The sequence below is a fragment of the Paenibacillus sp. OT2-17 genome (genome assembly GCF_009827695.1).
In the GTDB taxonomy this organism is placed as follows: domain Bacteria; phylum Bacillota; class Bacilli; order Paenibacillales; family Paenibacillaceae; genus Paenibacillus; species Paenibacillus polymyxa_B.
This window is the reverse complement of record NZ_WUDQ01000186.1, coordinates 1-6,507: the sequence shown is the minus strand read 5'-3', so window position 1 is coordinate 6,507 and position 6,507 is coordinate 1. Positions and strand designations below refer to the sequence as shown.

Sequence of the window (6,507 nt, the reverse complement as noted above, 5' to 3'; positions counted from 1 at the left end):
CAAGCATTTACCCTCGTAAGTGCGCTGATTTACAGCTTTATCAATCTTGGAGTCGACTTGGTTTACGGATTGATTGATCCACGTATCCGGTACGAATAATGAACGAAGCACAAAAGTAGGGGGAGGTACTCGGATGAGCACTGCAAGTGATTTGGTGGCAAAAGCGGCTGTACCTCAGCCCAATGCAGCCGCTATACCGAAACGCAAGACCTTTTGGCGATTACTGTTTGGCAATAAACTCGCTTTAATCGGATTTATCTTTATCGTTGGCTGGACGCTCATTGCCATCCTCTCATCATGGATCGTTCCACATGATCCTTATGTAACCGACCCGGCGAACAAGCTGCTGCCGCCAAGTGCAGAACATTGGTTTGGGACCGATAATTACGGACGTGACATTCTCAGCCGTGTCATTTACGGAGCCAGAATCAGCATATGGACCGGGATGATTGCCGTGTCGATCTCATTTATCATCGGCGTACCGCTTGGAGCCATCGCAGGTTTCTATGGCGGTCGAATGGGCAGCATTATTATGCGCTGTATGGATATTCTGTTGGCTTTCCCGTCGCTGGTACTCGCCATGGCCATTGCTGCAGCGATGGGACCAGGACTGATGAGTGCACTCATCGCCGTGGGCATTGTAGGCATACCCGAATTCGCCAGACTGATTCACGGACAAACCATCTCTCTCCGGGAAAAGGAGTTTGTTGAGGCCAGCCGGGCAATTGGTGTAACGAACGGAACGATCCTGTTTCGCCACATCTTGCCTAATGCACTTGCCCCACTGCTTGTGAATGCAACGCTCGGAATGGGCTTCGCCATCCTCACCTCAGCCAGTCTCAGCTTCCTGGGGCTCGGTGTGAAACCCCCGATTGCTGAATGGGGTGCAATGATTTCAGAAGGGCGAGCGTATATCATTTCCGGTGAGTGGTGGATTGTAACCTTCCCAGGTCTTGGAATTGCGACAGCTATTTTGGGCTTCAATTTGCTTGGAGACGGTTTGCGGGATGTTCTTGATCCTAGACTGCGCTCTAGCAAATAAAAATAAATAGATCATTAAAGGGGAGAACGTAAGCCATGTTGAAAAAAAGTCTTTCTCTAATTGTCGTCTTGTCTACGTTGCTATGGACGGCAGGCTGTGCGAGCAATGCTAACAGCCCGTCCGCTTCATCTGGAGAGAAAGGCGCAGATGCCCCATCCCCACCAAAGACGATTACACTTGCTTACTCGGAGGGAGGGTCAACCATGGACCCTGCTGAAGCAAGTGATCTTACATCGGATACCCTTGTGCTTGCGCTCTATGATCAGCTTGTGACCTATGGCAAAAAGTCTACGGATAGCGGTGAAGTGGCAGATACGGAAGCAATTAAGCCCATGCTGGCTGAAAAATGGGATGTGTCCGCTGATAACATGACTTATACGCTCCATCTGCGTAAAGACGTTAAATTCCAAAGCGGCAACCCGCTGACCGCCAATTCTGTGTTGTATTCCTTTGAGCGGCTTAAAAATTCCGATTCCGGTAGCTTCCTGTATGGTATGAGCTCCATTAAAACCGCTACAGCGCCTGATGAGCACACCGTTGTCGTTACATTGTCCCAACCCAATCATATGTTTCTGCAAATCCTGTCATTGTACAACTTCTCTATTGTGGATGATGTGCTTGTCAAAGAAAATGGCGATGGCGACTATTTGAAAACACATGCGGCAGGTTCAGGTCCGTTCAAGCTTGAAAAATGGGACCCTGCGACAGAAGCTGTCTTTAATGCTAATGCCAGCTACTGGCAAGGAGCGCCAAATCTGAGCAAAGTAACGATGAAGTTTACCAAGGAAGCTTCCAACCGTGTACTTCTGCTGGATAAAGGCGATGTGGACATGGCGATTGAGATTCCTGCAAAGGACGTTTCGAAGCTGGAAACCAACGCTGATCTGAAGGTTCAATCCAATGCAAGTAACCGGATTCTGTATTTCGCCATGAATAACAAAGTCAAACCTTTTAATGATCCAAAAGTGCGTCAAGCCATTGCTTATGCTATTCCTTACGACCAATTAATCGACGATGTCATGTACGGTCAAGCAAAGCAAATGAAGAGTTCTGTAGCGAGTAACACGCCTGGCTACACCGATGCGGGCTACAGCTACAAGCATGACTTGGACAAAGCAAAACAGCTGCTTACAGAAGCGGGTTATCCTAATGGGTTTAATTTTGATCTGACACTGGGTTCCGGCTTCCAGGACTGGGCAGATGATGCTGTATTGATTCAAGCTGAACTTGCCAAGATTGGCGTAAAGATGAATGTTGTCAATGTTGCCCGTGCACAGTTCCTTGAACAGCAACGAGAAGGCAACCTGACAGCATACATTTCCAAATGGACTTCCTTCGTCAACGACCCTGGTTACCATCTCGGGTTCCTGATGTACAGCGGCGGTTCTTCGAATTATATGCATTATGCTAATGCAGAAGTGGATAAGCTTTGGGAACAAGCAGGCAAAGAGCAAGATGAAAATAAACGTAAAGAGCTGTATGGCAAAGCACAAGAGCTTATAAATCAAGATTCGCCATGGGCGTACCTGTATGAATACAATCGGGTTGTTGGCATGAGCAAAGACGTCACTGGATATGTTTACTACCCAGATGAGGTTATCCGATTCTATTCATTGAATAAAGAGTAAGTTGTGATCTTACCTTATGCCTTCGGTTTTTACAGCCGAAGGCTATCATTTTACACCTGAAGTATGAAGCTGATCCCGATGGATCGTAAAAAATTTAGTTGGCTAAATGAAAAACGTGAAGGGATTGAATGGAAATGACAGATTGGAAAACGTTAGTTCTTGATGAAATAGATAAACGGCAGGACGAATTGCTTGAGCTATGCTCGCGGTTGATTCAGTTTCCTTCGGAAAATCCTCCAGGTGATTCACGCGAAATTAGTCAGTTCATTATGGACTATCTTAAAGAAGCAGGTATAGAAACAACGGTGCATGAATCCAGGCCGAATATGTGGAATCTCATTTCTGATTATGGCGCTGAAACGGCGGACGGAAAAAAACTGATTTTCTGTGGGCATACAGACGTCGTGCCGGCAGGGGACCGTACTCGTTGGGATTTTGATCCGTTTTGTGGTGAGATACGTGATGGCTATCTCCTGGGTCGCGGTGCTTCGGACATGAAAGCAGGACTGGGCGGATTAATATTTACCGTTGCGCTTTTCTCCAAACTAGGCGTACCACTCGAAGGTGCGTTGTCGTTGCTTGTAGTTCCAGACGAGGAAACTGGGGGACATCTCGGAGTACCTTGGGTGCTGGAAAGAAAGCTGATTGAAGGAACAGCTGCTGTGATCGCAGAGCCTTCAGGCCCGCAAAACCCGACCATCGGGCAAAAAGGAAGCTGCTGGTTTGAATTTACCGTTGAAGGCACACCGGGTCATGGCAGTTTGCAGCCGATTGCAGGTGAAAGTGCTATTTTGAAGGCAGCAAAAGGGATTGAAGCGCTGCAACAACTGTGGGACATCAAGCCGGACATCCCGGAAGAAGTCAAAGAGATCATTGAAATTTCCAAGCGTTATGCAAGTGAACGGGAGAACCCAAGCTATGGACAAGCGTTTGATCATGTAACAGTGAACATTGGTACGATTCAGGGAGGCACCAAAGTCAATGTGGTTGCAGACCGTTGCACAGTGCAAGTGGATTCCCGTGTTCCATTTGGCGTAGACCACCGGGATGTACTGGCCAAAGCCAAAGAATTGCTTGCAAGTGTAGGCATTGACGCGGAACCCAAACAATTCGGATTTTATGGTAATGCCAACTGGACCCCTCCAACCGAGCCAATTGTACAGGAGCTTTTGGAATCTATCGCTGAGGTCAGCGGTAAAGAGGCCTATGGCGTACTGCAATGGGCAACCAGCGATGCACGTGCATTCCGCAAATACAATATCCCGGTATTGCAATACGGGCCTGCCGAACTGTCGACCATTCACAATTTTAATGAAAAAGCTCCGGTATGGCAGATCATTCAATCTGCGAAAGTATACGCCTTGACGGCGCTTAAATATCTGAAAACAACACAAAAAGAAGCATAAGGGGATCTGCCGTATGATGAAACAAGTTTTTGAAGTCTATGACCTTTTGGATAGCCCGTTTGCCAGCGGGGCAGAAGTCAAAGCTTATTTGGAACAACTGGGTCAAGCGGAGATTACGGTCTCCACCGTGAAAGGTGAAAAGGGCTCTACGGATTTTATTAAAATTGTCATTGCCGGTAAAACGGGTCGCATTCAGGGGGGCGATTCTCCAACCTTGGGTGTAGTAGGGCGACTTGGTGGACTTGGAGCACGACCGGAAATGATCGGATTTGTATCCGATGGTGACGGTGCGGCAGCGGCAATTTCGGCGGCGGCTAAACTATTGTGCATGCAGTCCAAAGGAGATGTGCTTGACGGAGATGTGATCATCTGTACACATATTTGTCCAGATGCACCCACTCAGCCCCATGATCCGGTTCCATTTATGGATTCACCCGTAGATATTTTGACGATGAACAAATATGAAGTGACACCCGAAATGGAAGCGATCCTATCCATTGATACGACCAAAGGGAATCGGGTCATTAACCATAAAGGTATTGCCATTTCCCCGACGGTACGTCAAGGCTATGTGCTACGAATTAGTGAAGACCTCGTCGATATTGTTCAGACCGTTACTGGCGAACCGTGTGTCACGTTTGCTGTAACTACGCAGGACATCACACCTTATGGTAACGACCTGTATCACATCAACAGCATTTTGCAACCAGCGGTGGCAACTTCCGCTCCAGTGGTTGGTGTAGCCATCACGGCCGCTGCTCCTGTCCCAGGCAGTGCAACGGGGGCCAGCCACGAAAGCGATATTGCGCTGGCGGCCAAATTGGCTGTAGAAACAGCCAAAGCTTATGGACGTGGGCAATGCTCTTTTCATTCGGAAAAGGAGTTTCAACATATTACTAAACTGTACGGTACCATGAAGCATCTGCAAACGATGGGCAAGTCTGAATAAGCTTTATTCCCTAAGTTAAAAAGAACATGAAGGTTCAATGATGGACAAGGAGGAGGAAGAGGGCATGGCACAACTGCTTGAAGTAACCAACCTCCGGACGGAGTTCAAGACTGCGGCTGGCACCATCCGGGCTGTGGACGGCGTCGATCTATCGGTTGGCAAAGGCGAAACACTCGGAATCGTTGGAGAATCCGGGTGCGGCAAGAGCATTACCTCCCTTTCCATTATGCAGCTCCTCCCCAAGGGACTTGGGAAAGTAGCCGCTGGTGAAGTACGGTTTAACGGTGAAAACATGCTGGATTTTTCGGAGCGGAAAATGCGCTCGATTCGTGGCAACGAGATGGCCATGATTTTTCAGGAGCCGATGACTTCGCTAAATCCTGTGTTCAAAATCGGCAAGCAAATTGCGGAGTCTGCCCGATACCACCACGGTGTAAGCAAACACAAAGCGAAAGACATGGCTGTGGACATGCTGACGAAAGTGGGAATTCCACGTCCAGAAAAAGTAGCCGCTTCTTATCCGCATGAACTCTCGGGCGGGATGCGCCAACGGGTGATGATTGCGATGGCGATGGTGTGCAATCCGAAGCTGCTGATCGCCGATGAACCGACAACGGCACTAGACGTAACCATTCAAGCACAGATTCTTGACTTGATGCGTGAGCTGCAGAAGTCCGAAGGAACTTCCATTCTGATGATTACTCATGACCTTGGTGTCGTTGCTGAAATGTGCGATCGGGTCGTGATTATGTACGCCGGACAAGTGGTAGAAGAAACCGATGTAAAAACGCTTTTTAAAGAGCCCAAGCATCCGTATACACAAAGTTTGCTAGCTTCACTGCCACAATTAAACAGTGATCAGGAGCGTCTGGCTTCCATTCCGGGCCAGGTTCCCAACCCACTTGATATGCCACATGGCTGCCGCTTTGCACCACGTTGTCAGTTTGCCAAGGAAATTTGCCGTGCAGAGGCCCCGGAGCTTACAGAAGTGGAACCCGGACACAAAAGCCGCTGCTTGCTACAGCAGGAGGGATATCATGAGTACACTGCTTGAAATACGTAATTTGAAAAAGCACTATCCGATCAAAAAAGGACTTTTTTCCAAACAAGTGGGAGCAGTCAAAGCGGTGGATGGTATTAACCTGACTGTACAGCAGGGTGAAACCCTGGCAATCGTGGGAGAATCCGGCTGCGGCAAATCCACAACTGGACGGGCAATTCTCAGATTGATCGAACCGACGGATGGAGAGATTCTGTTTAACGGCACGGATATACGTAAGCTAAACACAGAGCAGCTGCGCAAATTCAGAACGGATATGCAGATGGTGTTTCAAGATCCGTTTGCTTCGCTTGATCCCAGATGGACAGTACAGCAGGTGCTGGAAGAACCGCTCATCACGCATGAAAAGCTAAGCAAAACGCAGCTCAAAGAGCGGGTGGAAGAGCTGCTCGAAGTGGTCGGATTGTCTCCTTATCATGCAC

At 48.4% G+C, this 6,507-nt stretch carries 6 protein-coding genes; all 6 read left to right on the top strand.

All coding sequences use genetic code 11. From position 1 onward, the window contains the following. Positions 1–133: 133 nt before the first annotated feature. Positions 134–1,042: an ABC transporter permease gene (locus GRP75_RS16800; protein WP_028542289.1), complete on the top strand. Its 909-nt coding sequence runs from the start codon at positions 134–136 to the stop codon at positions 1,040–1,042. A gap of 35 nt (positions 1,043–1,077) precedes the next feature. Further along, positions 1,078–2,670, top strand: coding sequence for an ABC transporter substrate-binding protein (locus GRP75_RS16795; RefSeq protein ID WP_023989678.1), 1,593 nt, complete (start codon positions 1,078–1,080; stop codon positions 2,668–2,670). Between the two features lie 134 nt (positions 2,671–2,804). After that, complete coding sequence (locus GRP75_RS16790; protein WP_160789855.1) at positions 2,805–4,076, top strand: M20 family metallopeptidase; 1,272 nt, start codon at positions 2,805–2,807, stop codon at positions 4,074–4,076. A 13-nt stretch (positions 4,077–4,089) separates the two neighbouring features. Further along, positions 4,090–5,025: a DUF1177 domain-containing protein gene (locus GRP75_RS16785; protein WP_028542291.1), complete on the top strand. Its 936-nt coding sequence runs from the start codon at positions 4,090–4,092 to the stop codon at positions 5,023–5,025. A gap of 64 nt (positions 5,026–5,089) precedes the next feature. Continuing rightward, a complete protein-coding gene (locus GRP75_RS16780) occupies positions 5,090–6,079 on the top strand; it encodes an ABC transporter ATP-binding protein (protein ID WP_023989675.1) in 990 nt (329 codons plus the stop codon). Beyond that, a partial coding sequence (locus GRP75_RS16775; protein WP_160789854.1) for an ATP-binding cassette domain-containing protein occupies positions 6,063–6,507 on the top strand: 445 nt, incomplete at its 3' end. The genes GRP75_RS16780 and GRP75_RS16775, both read left to right, overlap by 17 nt.